10 protein-coding genes are annotated in these 17,229 nt (G+C 43.2%); 9 read left to right on the plus strand and 1 reads right to left on the minus strand.

The features are described 5' to 3' along the window. Positions 1-269: 269 nt before the first annotated feature. Genes BUC20_RS00730 through BUC20_RS00745 form a run of 4 tightly spaced genes read left to right on the plus strand, consistent with a single transcriptional unit; the run spans position 270 to position 7,646 of the window. Positions 270-3,386 carry a SusC/RagA family TonB-linked outer membrane protein gene (locus BUC20_RS00730; RefSeq protein WP_073226153.1) on the plus strand — a complete coding sequence of 1,039 codons (3,117 nt, stop codon included), beginning with the start codon at positions 270-272 and terminating at the stop codon, positions 3,384-3,386. Positions 3,387-3,400: 14 nt separating this feature from the next. Further along, the gene (locus BUC20_RS00735) at positions 3,401-5,323 is read left to right on the plus strand and encodes a RagB/SusD family nutrient uptake outer membrane protein (RefSeq protein WP_073226156.1); all 1,923 of its coding nucleotides are present in this window, start codon (positions 3,401-3,403) and stop codon (positions 5,321-5,323) included. Between the two features lie 16 nt (positions 5,324-5,339). After that, positions 5,340-6,515, plus strand: coding sequence for a DUF5000 domain-containing lipoprotein (locus tag BUC20_RS00740; RefSeq protein ID WP_073226159.1), 1,176 nt, complete (start codon positions 5,340-5,342; stop codon positions 6,513-6,515). 24 nt (positions 6,516-6,539) lie between these two features. After that, positions 6,540-7,646, plus strand: a complete 1,107-nt coding sequence (locus tag BUC20_RS00745) for a DUF4998 domain-containing protein (RefSeq protein ID WP_073226161.1) — start codon at positions 6,540-6,542, stop codon at positions 7,644-7,646. Positions 7,647-7,755: 109 nt separating this feature from the next. On the opposite strand, the gene BUC20_RS00750 is transcribed toward BUC20_RS00745, so the two are convergent. Beyond that, positions 7,756-8,781 carry a GntR family transcriptional regulator gene (locus BUC20_RS00750; RefSeq protein WP_317042748.1) on the minus strand — a complete coding sequence of 342 codons (1,026 nt, stop codon included), beginning with the start codon at positions 8,779-8,781 and terminating at the stop codon, positions 7,756-7,758. A 360-nt stretch (positions 8,782-9,141) separates the two neighbouring features. On the opposite strand from BUC20_RS00750, the gene BUC20_RS00755 reads away from it, so the two are divergent. The 5 genes from BUC20_RS00755 (at position 9,142) to BUC20_RS00775 (ending at position 17,228) form a co-directional block, all read left to right on the plus strand. Next, the gene (locus BUC20_RS00755) at positions 9,142-9,705 is read left to right on the plus strand and encodes an RNA polymerase sigma-70 factor (protein ID WP_073226167.1); all 564 of its coding nucleotides are present in this window, start codon (positions 9,142-9,144) and stop codon (positions 9,703-9,705) included. Positions 9,706-9,812: 107 nt separating this feature from the next. Then, positions 9,813-10,949: a FecR family protein gene (locus BUC20_RS00760; RefSeq protein WP_073226169.1), complete on the plus strand. Its 1,137-nt coding sequence runs from the start codon at positions 9,813-9,815 to the stop codon at positions 10,947-10,949. Between the two features lie 183 nt (positions 10,950-11,132). Beyond that, a complete protein-coding gene (locus tag BUC20_RS00765) occupies positions 11,133-14,423 on the plus strand; it encodes a TonB-dependent receptor (protein WP_073229309.1) in 3,291 nt (1,096 codons plus the stop codon). Between the two features lie 10 nt (positions 14,424-14,433). Continuing rightward, complete coding sequence (locus tag BUC20_RS00770) at positions 14,434-16,062, plus strand: RagB/SusD family nutrient uptake outer membrane protein (RefSeq protein WP_073229312.1); 1,629 nt, start codon at positions 14,434-14,436, stop codon at positions 16,060-16,062. Between the two features lie 29 nt (positions 16,063-16,091). Continuing rightward, positions 16,092-17,228, plus strand: coding sequence for a SusE domain-containing protein (locus BUC20_RS00775; protein WP_073226171.1), 1,137 nt, complete (start codon positions 16,092-16,094; stop codon positions 17,226-17,228). Position 17,229 lies beyond the last annotated feature (1 nt).

The following is a 17,229-nucleotide window of genomic DNA, read 5'->3' on the forward strand; positions in this document are numbered from 1 at the left end:
TCATAATCATAAGTTTACCTCTCATAGGGGAGGATTACTTATTTGTCTGTTTGGAGCAGAACAGTACCTGTTGCCGAACCTGACAGTTTGGAATATCATTGTACAAAAACCAATTATATAACCAAATATTTATGCGAATGGGTCATCTAAGCCTTGTCAGGGGAAGGAGTGTGTTTATGAAATAAACAGTACTTGTCATATTCAGTCTCCCTAATTTGATGGAGCACTAACCAGCTCTGTAATCTACAAACCTATAAACTAAATAAGATATGAGAATAATATTGATGCTCATGGTGTCTCTTTTGCTGAGTACTCAAATTTCGGCTAAAAGGACACCTGATATTGGGAATACCATACAGCGGATCATCACCGGTACTGTTTACGATGAGTCGGGAGCTGGCTTACCGGGTGTTACCGTTAAGATCGAGGGAACACAGCGGGGAGCGGTCACAAATGCTGAAGGAAAGTATACCATCCAAAGCAACAGCAATGCGGAAGTACTGGTGTTTTCTTTCATTGGTTACCTGAGCCAGAAAATCACGGCCGGAGAAAAAAAGACCATAGACGTAAAGCTCTTACCTGATCCGAAAAGTGAACTCGAAGAAGTATCCGTTGTGGCCTTTGGGGTTCAGAAAAAAGAAAGTGTGATCGGTTCCATTACCACGGTAAGACCAGGTGATTTAAAAATACCTTCCAGCAATTTAACCACTTCTTTAGCTGGTAGAGTAGCCGGGATGATTGCTTATCAGCGAAGTGGGGAACCCGGCAGAGACAATGCAGATTTCTTTATCAGGGGGATCACCACCTTTGGTAACAATACAAAACCATTGATTTTAATTGACGCGGTGGAACTAAGCACCACAGATCTGGCCCGGTTACAGCCTGATGATATTGCTACTTTTTCCATCATGAAAGATGCTACTGCAACCGCACTATACGGCGCAAGAGGAGCAAACGGGGTAATCCTGGTTACCACCAAACAGGGGGTGGCAGGGAAAGCAAAGATTTCCTTCCGTGCCGAGAACTCTGCTTCAACTTCTACAAGTGATGTGGAATTTGCAGATCCTGTAACTTATATGAAGCTTGCAAATGAAGCCATTTCGACCAGAGACCCATTGGGAACTTTGCTGTATACTGAGGAAAAGATTGCCAATACGGCGGCAGGTAAAAATCCCCTGGTTTATCCGGCAAACGACTGGAGAAAGTTATTGTTCAAGGATTATGCACTCAACCAGCGTTACAATCTTAATGTGAGCGGAGGGGGAACAGTGGCCAGGTATTTTGTTTCCGGTGCTTATAACAAAGACAATGGCGTCCTGAAAGTAGACAACAAAAACAATTTCAACAACAACATCGACCTGAAGAGCTATACTTTACGCTCCAATGTAAATATTGACCTCACCAAATCTACAGAACTGATTGTACGGCTAAGCGGTAATTTTGATGACTATAACGGGCCTCTGGAAGGAGGAGAGGAAATGTACAGGCGGGTAGTCCGCTCTAATCCGGTACTCTTTCCTGCTTATTATCCCATAGATGAGCAGCATAAATTTGTAAAACACATTATGTTTGGCAACTATGGTAAGGACAATGCTTATTTAAATCCTTATGTAGATCTGGTTAGGGGATATAAGGATGAATCCAGGTCGCAAATGCTGGCGCAGTTTGAGGTAAAACAGGGACTGGATGCGATTCTAAAGGGGCTGTCGGTCAGGTCGATGGCAAACCTTACCAGAACAGCTTCCTTTGGATACAGGCGGGGATACGATCCATTCTATTATCAGCTTGCAGGGTATGACAGTGTTACGGATCAGTATCAGGTGTCTAAGATTAACGAGAACGGAACGGAATATCTGGGTTTTGAACAAGGTGCAAAAGACCTGAGGTCTACTTTTGATACCCAATCGATGTTGAACTATGGTGGTGCTTTTGGGAAAAATGTGGTTAGCGGGCTGTTGGTTTTTATCACCAGGGAAAGCCTGAATGCCAATGCCGGAGATCTCCAGCAATCCCTGCCCTTCAGGAATCTTGGACTTTCCGGACGTGCCACCTACGCGTTCGACAGGCGTTATTTTGCCGAGTTTAACTTTGGGTACAACGGATCAGAACGTTTTTCACAGTCCACCAGGTACGGATTTTTCCCTTCTGCCGGCGTAGCATGGAGCGTATCAAATGAGCGCTTTTTTGAACCTTTAAAAAAGGTTATTTCTAATTTACGTTTTCGATACACATACGGTCTGGTCGGAAATGATCAGATCGGGGACGAGCGGGACAGGTTTTTCTATTTGTCTAATGTAGACCTAAACAATAATAACAGGGGTGCAAGGTTCGGTAAAGACCTGGACGAATTCCGACCGGGCGTGCTGATCAGAAGGTATGCCAATGATAAGATCACCTGGGAAGTGGCCAGAAAGCAAAATATTGCGATGGAGCTGAGTTTGTTTGGTAAGGCTAATCTGATCGTGGAATATTATACCGAAAACAGGGACAAAATTTTGATGGATCGCTCTGCGATACCAGACAATGTGGGCTTAGCAGTTATACCAAAGGCGAATCTTGGAAAAGCCAAGGGCAGTGGGGTAGACCTTTCCCTGGACATGCAGCACAGCTGGTCGAAAGACATGTGGATCTCTGTACGTGGCAACCTGACCTATGCAAAAAGTAAATTTGTATCCTTCGAAGAGCCCAATTATCCGGAATCCTACAGATCGAGAATTGGCCGTTCTATCAAACAGGAATACGGATATATTGCAGAAAGATTGTTTATCGACGACAATGATGCTCTGAATTCTCCTAAACAGGAATTTTCAGGTAAGTATGGTGGCGGTGATATTAAATACCTTGATGTAAACGGTGATGGCAAGGTCAATGAAGCAGATAAAGTACCGATTGGCAATCCAACCGTCCCGGAAGTCATCTACGGATTTGGCTTCTCTTTTAGTTACAAGAAGTTCGACCTTTCGGCCTTTGCACAAGGTTCTTCTAATCAGTCTTTCTGGATAGATCAGGGAGCAACCTCACCTTTCAATAACCAGACACAGTTGTTAAAAGATTATGCCGATAGCCATTGGTCTGAAGACAACAGAAATATTTATGCAGTATGGCCAAGGTTAAGTCCGACACTAAACGCAAATAACAACAATCAAAGCACCTGGTTTATGAGAAACGGGGCTTTCCTCAGACTGAAACAGGTAGAACTGGGTTATACCCTGCCAAAGCGGTTATTGGAACGTTTGAGTGTTTCGAACCTGCGATTGTATGCCAGCGCTTCTAATTTGCTGGTGTTGAGCAAATTTAAGATGTGGGATGCAGAGATGTCAGGAAATGGCCTGGGCTACCCGGTTCAGAAGGTTTTCAATCTGGGCTTAAATATCACCTTCAATTAATTAAAATATTAGTCATGCGAAATATTAAAAAAGAACGCCGGATCGGTATCAGCATCATCTTCGCTGTACTTTTTATAACCAGCTCCTGTAAAAAGTACCTGGATGTAATTCCGGACAATATCCCCACCATTGACAATGCCTTCACGATGCGCTCTGAAGCAGAGAAGTATTTATATACCTGTTACTCTTATATGCCAAAAGATGGTGATCTGGGTGCCGATCCTGCTATACTTGGAGGTGACGAGCTTTGGGCAATTTATCAGCCTGGCCGGCCTGAATTTAACCATTATATTTTTGAGGGTTTAGCCAGAGGCGGACAGGCAACTGTTGACCCCATCGCAGGTTACTATTGGAGTAATATGTACAGGGCCATCAGAGACTGCAATATTTTTCTGGAAAATGTAGAAAAAGTACCGGACCTCACTGCACAGGAAAAGCTGGAATGGATTGCAGAAGTTAAAACCCTTAAAGCTTATTATCATTTTTACCTGGTACGAATGTATGGACCGGTGCCATTGCTTAAGGAAAATTTTAAGATAGACGAGGATATTGAAAATACAAAGGTTCCGAGAGCTCCGGTAGACAGTTGTTTCAAATACATGGTAAGCCTTCTGGATGAAGCCAAAACAGACCTGTCTTTAACCGTTGGCAACAGAAATAAAATGCTGGGCAGAATTACTCAGGCGGTAGCTTATGCCTTAAAAGCAAAAATAATGGTCACTGCTGCCAGTCCGCTTTTTAATGGCAATGCAGAGATGTCCTCTTTAAAAAATAATGATGGAACAGCCTTATTTAATCCAACAATATCTCCTGAAAAATGGGTTCAGGCTGCTGCTGCCTGTAAGGAGGCAATCGCGATTTGCCAAAGGGCAGGAAACAGGCTCTATAAGTTTAACCCCCCGGTTCCGCGCTTTAAACTCTCGGATTCTACCAGAACAGGATTGAGTATCAGGAATGCATTTGCCGAGCGATGGAATGAGGAAATCATTTGGGCCAATACCCAAAGTATTTCCAACCTGACCCAGAAGGTGGCTGCTGTAAAAGTAGACCACAGGTATCTGGACAATCCAAGGATCATCTCGGAGTTGGCACCACCTATAAAAATGGCAGAGCTGTTCTATTCCGATAAAGGTGTTCCGATCTTTGAAGATAAAACCTGGAATCCCGGAAAATTAGTTTTGCGGACGGCTACTGCAAAAGAGGAGCGCTACATCCGAAAAGATTATGTCAGTTCGGCTTTAAATTTTGACAGAGAATCCCGTTTTTATGCAAACCTGGGTTTTGATGGCGGAGTCTGGTACGGACAAGGTTCTGAGGACGATGGAAACCCCAACTCGCTCTTCTTTGTCTCTTCAAGAAAAGGGCAGCCTAACGGAAAAGTAGAGGCAGATTATGGCTCACCAACCGGTTATTATGTAAAGAAATATGTGAACTGGGAAAACGTGCAGGGAAGCAGTGTTGGCGATTACAAGGTGACAGAATATCCATGGCCGATCTTCAGACTTGCACAATTGTACCTGCTCTATGCCGAAGCATTAAATGAGGCAGATGGAGATCAGGCAGAAATGTTCAGATACATCAATGAGGTCAGGGATCGGGCTAAGCTTCCAACAGTACAGTTTTCATGGGAAAACTATTCTACAAATCCTTCAAAATATGCTTCTAAAACCGGAATGCGGCAGATCATTCATCAGGAACAACTGATAGAAATGGCCTTCGAAGGATCCCGTTTCTGGGACATCAGAAGATGGAAAGAAGCCATTCCGGAATATAGAAAACCCGTAGAAGGATGGGATATCGAGCAGTCTAACCCGGATTATTATTATAGGAGGAGAGTATTGTTTGTGCAAAATTTTAGTACTAAGGATTATTTCTGGCCAATCAGGGATCGTGATCTCTTAATTAATAAAAACCTGGTACAGAACATAGGATGGTAATTACAAACTTAAAAACATGAAAAGAACAGCATATTTAGCAGCAGCATGTATACTTTTATTGCTGTCTCGATGTAAAACAGAAGAAAGGCTGGATCATATCGATCCGGATGGACCTGCTCCGGCACAGGTAAACAGTATTAAATCTGAAAGTAAACCGGGAGGGGCAATACTTACCTACAAATTGCCCGCAGATCCGAACCTTTCTTATGTGAAGGCAGTATATGAGATCCAGGAGGGCGTATTCAGAGAAAGCAAATCCTCCTTTTATACCGATTCACTCAAGCTGGAAGGATTTGGCGATACAAAAGAGTATACGGTAAAGGTCTATAGCGTAGGAAAAAATGAAAAAGCCTCTGAACCGGTTGAGGTAAAAGTACATCCGCTTACACCACCGATCGAAAGTTCATTTAAGGATTTGGTTGTGGACCCGGGCTTTGGCGGGATCAAGATAAAGCTGAAGAATGAGTTTGCAGCGAATATGGCGATTGTAATTATGGCAGACACGGTGGGCAATGATGTTTTGTTACCCATCCAGACCTTTTATACCAAGACGATTGCAGGTACATTTTCGGTGAGAGGACTGAGCTCCACGCCAAAGAAGTTTTCGGTTTACCTGAGGGACAGATGGAACAACAAATCAGAAAGCCTGGTCAAAACGATTACGCCTTTATTTGAACAGAAAGTCCCGAAACCGTTTAAAGGATTGAAACTTCCGACAGATGAATATGAACCAGTAGAATCGCAATATCCGGTAGACCGGATGTGGGATGATAAGGTCGATAACGGTGTATTTGCTTCAAGGCACAACACCAATACCCCTCAGTGGTTTACCTTCGATCTCGGCAGACCGGTAGTCATCAGCAGGATGAAAATGCACCAGAGACATCCGGATTATACTTATACCGGTGCCAATGTTAAAAGATTTGAATTGTGGGGGACCAATGATCCCGGATTAGATGGGTCATTTGCCAACTGGAAGCTGCTGGGGACATTCAAGTCTTTCAAACCATCAGGACTACCGCTGGGTAGGGCAACGGCTGAAGACAATAATTATGGGCATACTCAGGGAGAAGATTTTGAACTGGAAGAGATCCCGCTTGCCTATCGGTACCTGCGTTTCAAAACCCTGGAAACCTATGGTGGAGGATCACAGATTACCATTGCAGAGCTCAGCTTCTGGGGAAAATTATAAATGGTCAATACTTAAACTATTCAAATGAAAACTAGATTATATTATTTATTCGTTTTACTGATAGGCTGTGTCATTTTTGCTGCCTGCAAAAAAATGGACAGTACTTACAGGCAGTTTGTGATACCTGGAGGTAAATATTATCCCGGAAGAGCAAACGGGGCCAGGTTTCAGCCGGGAAATAAAAGAGGGCGGATTTATTGGCTCAGAAACGCAGATCCCAAAACGATTAAGGCAAAGATTTTTTGGAACAATTATGCAGATTCTGTGGAAATTCCAATATCAAATGAGCAGGATACGATCAGCTACATGTTCCGTAATTTGCCTGAAAGCTTTTACACCTTTATCATCAAAACCTATGATAAATCAGGAAATTCCTCTGTGCCGGTAGAGGTTCCTGGTGCAATATATGGAGATAACTACCGGGAAAGGTTGCTTCCACGGCCACTAAAAGGAGCACTCTTAAGAACCACAAATAAGCTGTTTACCAAGTGGGAGGCAGCCGATATTGCCAGTGGTGCCTATGCAACAGAAATAGAATACACCAATAATGACGGACAGCTGAAAAGCAAAAGAGTCCGCGTAAACATCGATGAGTTTAACGTAGACGATTATAAAGTGGGTACCCAGTTCAGGTACAGAACTCTTTTTCTGCCCGATACAACAGGGATAGATTTCTTTTATACGCCATACGTGACCAACGAGAGCCTCTTGCTGGATAAAAAGGAATGGAAAATCATTAACTTTTCATCTGAACATCCGGGAGATGAAAACAAAGTGACCAACTTTATTGATGACAATGCCACTACCCGCTGGCATACCAATGCGGGTAATTCCAGGTATCCTCATCATTGTACGATAGATGTGGGAGTGTTGCGTTCCATCAATAAGGTAGGTGTTTACAGAATGAAAGATGACGACCGTGCTCCGGATAAGATCCAGTTCTTTACCAGTGCTGATAATGTAACCTGGATAGATCAGGGCGTTTTTGATTTTAACCGTAGAATTAATGATCAGCAGTTTTTCAACATGACCAATCTGTCTGCGGCAAGGTACATTAAGGTGGTCGGTTTATCCGGTCCTCAATCTTATATGGTTTTGGGCGAGATCACGCTTTATATACCCTATAATTAATTCCTTCTGAATACCTGATAAAAGCAGTGATTTCAAATGAAATCGCTGCTTTTATACACCTTCCCGTAGCGCGACTGATCATGACAAATCAGGCGGGTATGGTTTCCGGTTACAGGGAATTTCTCTTTGTGTATTTAAAGGGGATGGCTATTTTCTCCAGTGGACCCTCAAGGATCATTTTTGCAGCTGCAAGGCCCATAAATTCAAAATCAGTTGAAATTGTGGTGATCCCGTTTAATAGTATTTTCTTGATTGGCGTTTCATTATACGAGATGATGCCCACATCTGTACCGATCTGGAAATTTATGTTGAGGATACGCTCCAGTAGAAGTACCAGATCATCCTCCATGAGGACAATAAAAACGTCGCCATGATCGATAGGCTCCTCCAGAATATCATTTACTACTTTATGGGAAAATGCGTACTCCTGGGCAAAACTCAAAAAGCCTTCCAGAATTTCAGTAGGGAAATAGCTTTTCTTAGGGAAAACGATTTTTAATTTCTGGTATTTGGAAAGCTCATTCAGTGCTTTTTTGAGTGCATTGAAGATATCCAGTTCAAAGTCCTCATATACGGCACCATAATTTCCGGTCACATGAGGAACGAGCTTGTCCATCATGATCAGTTTATCTTTTGGCAGGGTATTGATGATGTCCTGAGTAAACTCATGCCCGTCTATAAAATGTGGAATGATCACGAAGTGTGAATAGTTCTCTGACTTCTTTTCGGTGATGAACTTTTTGAACAAGGTAAAGCTGTTATTGTAGATATAGAAATCTACATAGGCATCAGTTCCGAGTGCTGCTATAAATGCGTCATAGATGATTTTTTTATGGGTACTCAGTTTGTTAAACAACAGCAGTACTTTAAGCCTTCCTTTTGGCTTAATATCAGATACATAGAATCCTTTTCCGGGAACAGAAATGAGCACACCAATACTTTTTAAATATCTATATCCTTTATCTACAGTGTCTCTTGCCATATCGAGCCTGCAGCTGATTTCATTAATGGAGGGGAGGATGTCGTCTGATTTAAGCAGCCCTGATTCAATCGCATTTATTACTGCATTCGAAATTTGTAAATATTTAGGCGTTGAGGAATGCTCGTCAATATGTATGTGGTTAAACAGACTCATTTTTGTCATTTTATAAATCATATTTCATCACTATTTATTTGAATTCGCCGGAAATTGTTCAGAATGATTATCCTTAAAGGCTCAAATAAATATCATTTAAGATTATATTTTGGTTTGTTGGTTATTACTAATGTATAAAACTAAAGCGTATTAGCTATCATGTGCCGTGCTGTCTTAAAGGGCAATGGTTTTTATGATCTCTGAAGATACCACAACAACAAAATGGCTAAAATGACTTAAATCAATAAATTAGCTTAATCCATATCAATCCTGCTGAGGGGCAGGACGAACTGCCCGTTGGAATGTGAAAATATTTATTTAAAATTGTAGCTACCATCACAGGCATTAAGAGCTACCACCATGAATTCATACGCAGTCTTTACTGATCAGAAATTGATCATCTCTATGAAATCGGGGAATCAGATGGCCTTTGAGGAAATTTACGAGCGGCATTGGTCTGCACTCTACCGCTCGGCCTATAACGTGCTGAGAGAAGAAGCCGGTAGTCTGGATGTGGTACAGGAGGTCTTTATCTGGTTTTGGGAGCACAGAGACCAGCTGGAAGTAAATTCTATCAGGGGGTATTTGCTGACTGCGGTCAAATATAAGGTGGCCAATTACCTCAGAAGCGGAAAAGTACGTGCCTCTTTCTATGACGCGATTCCTAAAGTAGACCTGGATACAGCTTTTCCCAACGAAGAATTAGAAGTTAAAGAACTCCGGGAGATGATCAACCGTTTTACAGAAGAGCTGCCCGACCGCTGTAAAGAGGTGTTCCGGTTGAGCAGGGACGAATATTTAACAAATAAAGAAATTGCATTGAGACTGGGGATCACGGAAAAAACGGTGGAGAACCAGATCAATAAAGCGATTAAAAAGTTGAAGACCAACCTTGGCAAACTTTCCGTATTCCTTAGCCTGTAGCTTTTTTTTGAAGCGTAGAAAAAACGTTTTATCAAAATATAAAAAATATTTTAAATCAGCGTGGGTGCTGGCTCTCCGGCAAGTGCCTTACATCATATACACCAAGTATGAATAGGGAAGAATACCAACAACTGATACAAAATGTATCGGATGGAAAAGCGACTGATGCCGAGCTTGCTTTGTACAACCGATATTTCCATGCCTACCAGAATGCTCAGGAATGGGAGGAGTCTGAAATGGGGCCGCAGCAGGAGCTTAAACTGAAGCTGGATCAGCTGGTGCTTGGACAGATTCGCGTAAAACCGGTATTGTCCCTGCAGAACATCTTTTTGAAGATCGCTGTCGCAGCGCTGGTATTTCTGGCAGTCGGGATCTTTCTTTACCGATATACCCATCCCGATGTTAAAGAAAATGAGTACGCTAAACATGCAGCCATTGTTCCAGGAAGTAATAAAGCTTATTTAACGCTGGGGAACGGCAAACGGATCGTACTTACCGATGCTGCTATAGGGCAACTGGCTAAGGAAGCAGGAGTGGAGATCAGTAAAGACAGAGATGGACAGCTGGTGTATGCGATCAAAGACCAGGTGGCCTCAGACCGGACATTGCTCAATACCATCGAAACGCCCAAAGGTGGCCGCTATCAGGTTCTTTTACCAGACGGAACTAAAGTCTGGTTAAATGCGGCTTCTAAACTGACCTATCCGGTTTCCTTTACAGGCAATGACAGTAGGAAGGTCGAATTGACTGGCGAAGCCTATTTTGAAGTCGCCAAGAATGACCGCTTGCCTTTTAAAGTAAAAACGGTTTTTCAGGAAGTGGAAGTCCTGGGTACACATTTTAACGTGATGGCCTATGCCGATGAAAAAATGATCAGAACCACCTTACTGGAGGGATCTGTAAAAGTAAACACCGGTCATCAGCAATCCTTGCTTTATCCAGGGCAACAGGCCGATCTGAACAAAGAAAATCAACACATCCGCATCAGTACCGCGCTGAAGAATAAGTCTGTAGCCTGGAAGAATGGGTATTTCATGTTTACTGATGATACCATCGAAGACATTATGAAACAGGTTGGCCGATGGTACGACCTGGAGGTAGAATACCATGGAAACAGGAGCAAGGAACGATTTGGAGGAATTTATTCCATGGATAAAGACATCCATGAGTTGATGAAAGGATTAGAATTAACGGGTATGATTCATTATAAAATTGAAGGAAGGAGGATTATTGTAATGGACTAAAAATTACAGTTATCCGGACAAAAAAGACCATACCGTTTGCAGCAGTATGGCCTGTATCGCTTGTCAGAATAACTTAAAGATTGCGTGAACAACCAAATATAAATTAAACCTAACGACCAAATGTATAAAAAAATTACTGCATCAAGCAGGTGGGATTCCTGTGTAAAGCTCAAAATTATCCGTATGATCAAAATTGTATGCGTTATATTTTTCCTTGCTGTTTTACAAGTGAATGCATCAACTTACGCACAGAAGATCAGTCTGCATTTTGAGAATGCCCCGATGGAAGAGGTATTGCTGAACATCAGGCAACAGAGCGGTTATGACTTCCTTTATGGGGTCCAGTTGCTCAAAATGGCAAAACCCGTTTCCTTATCGCTAAAGGATGCTTCTATAGAAGAGGCGCTGAAAAGCTGTATGAAAGGGCAACCCTTCAGTTATCAGATCAATAAAAAAACCGTGACCATTACCCCTTTAAATAGAAAAGCCAGTGAGGAAGCTCCATTTCCCGTCAAGGGGAAAGTAAGCGATACCAAAGGTGTGGCTTTGCCCGGGGTCAATGTAAGGCTTAAAGGCACGAGTATTGGAACGGTGACCGACCAGAACGGGAAATACAGCCTCAGCCTTCCTGATGGCTCCGGTACACTGTCGTTCAGTTACCTGGGCTTTGTAAGTGAAGACCGGCCGGTAAATAACCAAAACGAACTGAACATCACCCTGACTGAAAACGTACAATCATTGAACGATGTGGTCGTTGTAGGGTACGGAACACAGAAAAGGTCAAGCCTGACCGGAGCTGTGGACAGGGTTAATGCCGCTGCCATCGAAGGAAAACCGGTGATGAATGTGACCCAGGCCTTACAAGGTGTTTCTCCCAATCTGATCGTTCAGCAGCGTAATGCCGAACCAGGTGGCGCAATGAACCTGAACATCAGAGGGGTAGGGACAATGGGCGACAACAGTCCTTTAGTGGTGATCGATGGTTTGGTTGGTGGTGACATTAACCTCCTCAATCCCTCAGACATTGAAAGTGTTTCTGTATTAAAGGATGCTGGTAGTGCGGCAATCTATGGTTCCAGATCTTCCAATGGGGTCATACTGATCACCACCAAACAAGGGAAAAAAGATTCGGGAATGAAAATCACACTCAACGGAATGGCTGGTGTACAGGTGCCTCATATTTTGTATAAACCGGTTAAAGGATATGAAAATGCCATTCTCAGAAATGAAGCAAATGTAAATGCTGGATTAACCCCCATTTACAATGCTGCCCAGATCAGGGCTTTCCAGGAAAAAGGAGATGAAGAATGGTTTTTAAATTCCATCCTGAAAAACTCCTTGCAACAGAACCATAATGTCAGCGTATCGGGTGGAACGAGTCAGTCTACCTATCTGGTTTCTGTCGGTTACGTAGATCAGAAAAGTAACCTTGTTGGTCCTGATTATGGCTTAAAAAGATACAATTACAGGATTAACCTGAATAATGAATATGGTAAGTTTAAATTCAACAGCATCTTATCCTATGTAAAATCTCAGATCAAAGACCATGCTTCCAGTACTTCTACCTTAATTGTGGATGCAGGCAGGGTGCCTACCATTTATAAACTTCAGGATGAGCAGGGCCGGTACCTGACCAATGATGTGCTGTCGGAATTTAATCCTTTAGGGATATTAAGGAATGGAGGCTTTAGAAAATACAATAACGACAACCTTTTCGGAAGTCTGAGTGCAGAATTCGCAGCTACAGATTACCTTAAACTGAAGGCTGTAATTGGAGGGACGCTAACATCAAACCATTTGTTTGCAAGGACCATACAGGTGAACTATTTTCCAAAAGGCGTTTCCGGATCAGACCGCAATACGGATGATGTGAACAATAACAACCTGTTCATCAACACCCAGTTTATGGCCGAGTTCAATAAAACCTTTAACAAAGATCATCAGGTGACAGCCCTGGTAGGAATTTCAAATGAATCGGCAGATAATAAAGAAACGGCCATTTACCGGAAATTTACAGATCCGGAGCTGGGCACGCCAACTTCCGAAACGGTAATTGATGCCAGTTCCGCAAATGGCAATCAACGTACTTCAGAAAGCAGCCTGAATTCCTTGTTTGGCCGTGCAAACTATTCCTATAAGGATAAATATTATGGAGAGGTCAACTTCAGGGTGGATGGATCTTCTAAATTTAGTAAACAAAACCGATGGGGATTTTTTCCGGCGGTCTCGGCAGGATATCGTTTGAGTCAGGAAGATTTTATGCAGGGTTACCGCGACCGCTTTGGCGATCTGAAGGTCAGGGGCTCTTATGGTATTCTGGGAAACCAGAACGTGGGTAATTACCAGTTTCAAACGACCTATTTTAGTTTTCCAAATGCCTATAGTTTCGGTAATAAAGTGGTTAGCGGTACCGGATTTACCTTTGCCAATCCTGATATCCGCTGGGAAAGAGCAGCCACCTTTAACCTGGGTGTTGATGCTTCTTTCTTTAAAAATAACCTGACCGTTTCATTTGATTACTTTAATAAAATCACCAGAGATATCCTTGTGCCACCAACGGTGCCCGGTCTCTTTGGAACCTCATTGCCTGACTTTAATGCGGCTAAAATGCAGAACAGGGGCTGGGAGCTTAGTGTCAATTATCACGTCAATGCGGAACGGTTTAAGCACCAGATCGGATTTAATATTGGGGACTCTAAAAACAAGGTGTTGGCCTATGAAGGAAGAGAGAAGATCTCCAGTTCAGACGAGATGCAATACATCATCCGCGAAGGATTGCCTTACAATTCTTATGTCGGCCTAAAAACAGATGGTTACTTCCAGAACATCGACGAAGTAAACAATGGGCCGGCACCTGAAGGTTTAACGGTAGTTCCCGGCGACATACGTTATGTGGATGTGAATAATGACGGAGTGATCAACGATCGTGACCGTTTTGTACTGGGGAATGCTTTTCCGAGATATACTTTTGGAATTACTTACGCCCTAAGCTTTCAGAACTTTGATTTAAGTGTGTTTATTCAGGGGGTAGGTAAACGGAATGCATTTATCCGCGGGGAAATGGTAGAACCTTTCCATTACAACTATGGACAGGTCATGTATCAGCACCAGCTGGACTATTGGACACCTACTAATCCAGAAGCCCGTTATCCGAGGTTGGCCGCAAATGGCAGTCAGTCGAACACCAATAATTTTAGAAAGGGCTCTGATGCCTATCTGTACGATGCAGCCTATGCCAGGCTTAAAAATGTGCAGATCGGCTATTCTTTATCGCCACGGATCGCAAAGAAAATGGGGATGCAGAAGCTGAGAATTTATGCGACGGGTCAGAACCTGCTGACGCTTTCGAAACTGAAGTTCCTGGATCCGGAGAATACTGAATTTAGCAATAACCTGTCCACCAGTGGAGCAAATAGTGCCAGAGCTTATCCGACTCCTGTTTACGTGGGAATGGGTCTGGATGTTACCTTTTAATCGAATCGATATGAAAATATTTATCATAAAAATTAGCCTGTCCGTATTGTTTATGGTCTTCCTGGTTTCTTCCTGTAAGAAGCTGGATCTGGTACCTAAAGACCGTTTTACGGACCTGAACTATTGGACCAGTCCGGAAAAAGCAAATGGGGTGCTCAACACGGCCTATTCCCAAATGTTCAATAACAACCGGTTTTTCCTGAATGAGGCCTTGTCTGATAACGCATATAGCGGCAGAGGCGATGGGGAAGGAGTGGCTTCTATTGCAGCAGGAATACACGATGCCTCTCTTGGACGCATTAAAAATGAATGGAACGACCATTATACGGGGATCAAAACCTGTAACCTGTTTATGGATAACGTAGATAAGGTGCCTGGTATGGATCCTGTTCTGAAAACAAGAATGAAAGCAGAAACCCGTTTTATCAGGGCTTTCCAGTATTTCCAACTGATGACCTGGTATGGTGATGTACCACTGTTTGATAAAGACATCAGCCTGGAAGAATCGCTTAAAATCGGAAGAACGCCCCGTGCACAGGTCCTGGAATTTATCCTTAGAGAATTGGATGAGGCCAGTGCCGCGCTGCCTGTAAATACCGCGTATGGCGAGGTGGATAAAGGACGCATCACCAAAGGAGCTGCTTTAGGTCTTAAAGCAAGGGTCTTATTGTATGAAGGGCGTTGGTCCGAAGTAGTCAGCACCTGCGAAGCGATCATGAATGGCAACAATGGAACTTATGGCTTGTTTGCTTCTTACGAAGGACTCTTTCTTCCTGCGAATGAAAACAACAAAGAGGTCTTGCTGGATTTGCAGTATGTTCTGCCAGACAAGACCTATAACAACCTGTTCGATTTAGCGCCAATTTCTGTTGGGGCAAGGTTAAACGCAATGTCGGCCACACAGGAACTGGTAGATAATTATCTGATGGCCAATGGCAAACAGATCAACGAATCTGGCTCTGGTTATGACCCGGAGAATCCCTACATCAACAGGGATCCGAGATTAACTTATACCCTGGTTTACCACAATTACCAATGGAAAAAACCGGATGGGAGCCTCAAAACGATTTATATCAAACCAGGAACGGATCCCGATCAGGGGAAGATGGATGAATATGCAGCCGGAGGGGTAAGTTCTCCTACGGGCTATTACCTGCGTAAATATTATGATCCTACTGCGCTGCCCAATTTCGTTTCGGGATTAAACCTGATGCTGATCCGTTACGCAGATGTATTGCTGATGTACGCTGAAGCCAAAAATGAATTGAATGAAATGGACGCGAATGTGTGGGGCAAGACCATAACTGCCTTGCGCAACAGGGCTGGATTTGTAGACCCTGTGGCCCTTAATTTCAATGGAGGTTTGGGACAAGGAGGATGGCGCACAGCGATTCGTGCAGAAAGACGATCAGAACTTGCAATGGAGGGACTTCGTATTTTCGACATCAGGAGATGGAAAACGGCCGGTCAGGTGCTGAACGGCTGGGCTCATGGGGCTAAATATGGACCTGCTTCTATTGATGGAGGGTATATCCGTGCAAATCAAAGGGTCTTTGATCCTGGTAAACACTATTTATGGCCTGTGCCAAGGGACGAAAGAGCTTTAAATGCAAACCTTTCTCAAAATCCTGGCTGGTAATTTATTCACCTTAATTAATTCAACATCACATGCAACATCTCATATATAAAGTTTCCTTCACATGTCTGCTGATCTTATCTGTGATCACAGGATGTAAAAAAGACAAAGGCCTTGATCATACTCAGGTCTCGGCCGTAAATACACTTTTTGCTCCGGCAAACAATGTGTTCGCAAAATTAGACCCTAAAGCTGGCACGATGGACTTCCAGTGGGAACAGGCCAGAGCAGCAGATAATGGGGTGGTATTATACGAAGTGGTCTTTGACAAGACCAGTGGCGATTTTTCAAATCCCCTGTTCAGCTATGCTTCGGAGGGAAATGGCTTATACAATAAACTCGGTCTTTCTCATGCAGAATTGAACAAGATCGCTGCCAATGCAGGGATTGAGCCGCTCAGTACTGGAAAGATCAAGTGGACAGTACGTTCCTCAAAAGGAATAAATGTTCAGCAATCAGCACAGGTGCGGACGATAGAACTGGAACGCCCGGCAGGCTTCTCGGAAATCCCGGCAGACCTTTACCTCACAGGATTGGCGACTGAAACAGGTGCCGACCTCTCCACTGCCCGACAGTTTAAGAAAACTGCTACAGGGGTGTTTGAGATTTATACCAGGATTAAAGATGGCACCTACAACTTTGCAGAACGCAACAGCGGGACACCAAAAACCTTCTCTGCAGAAAATGGAAACCTTAAAAATCTGGGACAGATTACCGCTACTGGTGGAACAAAGGTGTACCGGATTAAAGTAGATTTCAATAGTGCTTCGGTAACGTATACCGAGATCTCTTCTGTTGGTTTATTCCTGAGTGGCGACAATAAAGTCATTTTTGAGCTCCCATATACCAACAACGGGCAATTTGTGGCAACCGATGCCGCGGTTGCTTTTAAACAGGAATCATGGGGTAGGGACGAACGTTATAAGTTCCAAATGAAGGTGAAAAATCAGGAAGGAGTGAGTGCTACAGAATGGCTGGGCAGTGCAAATAGCGATAATCAACCGCCAACAGCAGATACTCCGGCGCCTTATTTTTACATTAATGCTGTAAACAATTCTCAATATGACTTTGCATTTAAGTTCATCAAAGCCGCAGACAATAAGAAGGTAGATGTGAATTTAAAGCTGAATGCAACATCAGTTTATACCCATACTGTTACTGTTAAATAAG

It is taken from the genome of Pedobacter caeni (assembly GCF_900129215.1).
Lineage (GTDB): Bacteria > Bacteroidota > Bacteroidia > Sphingobacteriales > Sphingobacteriaceae > Pedobacter > Pedobacter caeni.

What these genes read in the sequence shown, in the direction of transcription:
- BUC20_RS00745 (WP_073226161.1), top strand. Translation starts at nt 6,540, where the DNA reads ATGAAAACTAGATTATATTATTTATTCGTTTTACTGATAGGCTGTGTC.
- BUC20_RS00765 (WP_073229309.1), top strand. Translation starts at nt 11,133, where the DNA reads ATGATCAAAATTGTATGCGTTATATTTTTCCTTGCTGTTTTACAAGTG.
- BUC20_RS00755 (WP_073226167.1), top strand. Translation starts at nt 9,142, where the DNA reads ATGAATTCATACGCAGTCTTTACTGATCAGAAATTGATCATCTCTATG.
- BUC20_RS00740 (WP_073226159.1), top strand. Translation starts at nt 5,340, where the DNA reads ATGAAAAGAACAGCATATTTAGCAGCAGCATGTATACTTTTATTGCTG.
- BUC20_RS00770 (WP_073229312.1), top strand. Translation starts at nt 14,434, where the DNA reads ATGAAAATATTTATCATAAAAATTAGCCTGTCCGTATTGTTTATGGTC.
- BUC20_RS00735 (WP_073226156.1), top strand. Translation starts at nt 3,401, where the DNA reads ATGCGAAATATTAAAAAAGAACGCCGGATCGGTATCAGCATCATCTTC.
- BUC20_RS00760 (WP_073226169.1), top strand. Translation starts at nt 9,813, where the DNA reads ATGAATAGGGAAGAATACCAACAACTGATACAAAATGTATCGGATGGA.
- BUC20_RS00730 (WP_073226153.1), top strand. Translation starts at nt 270, where the DNA reads ATGAGAATAATATTGATGCTCATGGTGTCTCTTTTGCTGAGTACTCAA.
- BUC20_RS00775 (WP_073226171.1), top strand. Translation starts at nt 16,092, where the DNA reads ATGCAACATCTCATATATAAAGTTTCCTTCACATGTCTGCTGATCTTA.
- BUC20_RS00750 (WP_317042748.1), bottom strand. Translation starts at nt 8,781, where the DNA reads ATGAGTCTGTTTAACCACATACATATTGACGAGCATTCCTCAACGCCT.